The sequence below is a fragment of the Clostridium sp. ZBS2 genome (assembly GCF_023845855.1).
Lineage (GTDB): Bacteria > Bacillota > Clostridia > Clostridiales > Clostridiaceae > Clostridium > Clostridium aquiflavi.
Window position 1 is genome coordinate 1 of sequence record NZ_JAMQIF010000078.1, and the last position, 871, is coordinate 871.

Consider the following 871-nt stretch of genomic DNA (forward strand, 5'->3'; position numbering starts at 1 on the left):
TATTAATAATAAATTTTTATATTCAACACTTAATAAAGAATTGAATAAGCGTGTAGAAAGTGAAAAAGAATTAGAATTGTTTTTAGAAACAGCTACTGACTTATGCGGAATAGCAAAAAACGATGGATCTTTTATAAAAGTAACTAATAATTGGACAAAAGTATTAGGGTGGTCTAAGGAAGAACTTATGAATATGAATTGTACTGATTTGATACATAAGGATGATTTACCTAGGATATATGAGTTGTTAAATTTAGCTTACAATTATAATAAATGGAAATATGTTGGCTTTATAGATAGATGTATTTGTAAAAATGGAGAATATAGGACTCTAGAATGGAATTGGAGTTATATAAATGGTGGGAAAACTTTTATAATGACAGGTAAAGATATAACTAATTATAATAAATTAGCCTTAGAAAATAAACGTTTACAAAATGCAATTGCATTAGAAAGTTTAAAAACACAGTTTTTTGCAAATTTATCTCATGAATTTAAGACACCATTAAATATAATTTTAACAACAGCGCAACTTATGGAGTCTTATATAAAAAAATTTGACGATATATTAGAAAAACAAAACATGTGTAAGTATATAAAGGGATTAAAACAAAATTCGTATAGACTATTAAAACTTGTAAACAATTTAATTGATATCACTAAGATAGATGGTGGTCATTATAAAGTTAATATGGTGAATAAAAACATAGTTAATGTTATTGAAGAAATTGTTTTATCTGTAGCAGAATATACTAAAAATAAAGAGCGAGATATAATATTTGATACTGATGAAGAAGAAATAATACTTGCTTGCGATCCAGAAAAAATAGAGCGGATAATTTTAAATTTAGTATCTAATGCATTAAAATAT

The 871-nt window shown here is 24.7% G+C and carries 1 protein-coding gene; it reads left to right on the forward strand.

The window, feature by feature from the left end; translation table 11 throughout:
* Positions 1–871: PAS domain-containing sensor histidine kinase (locus tag NG918_RS16660; protein ID WP_252227154.1), on the forward strand; the 871-nt coding region annotated here is incomplete at both ends.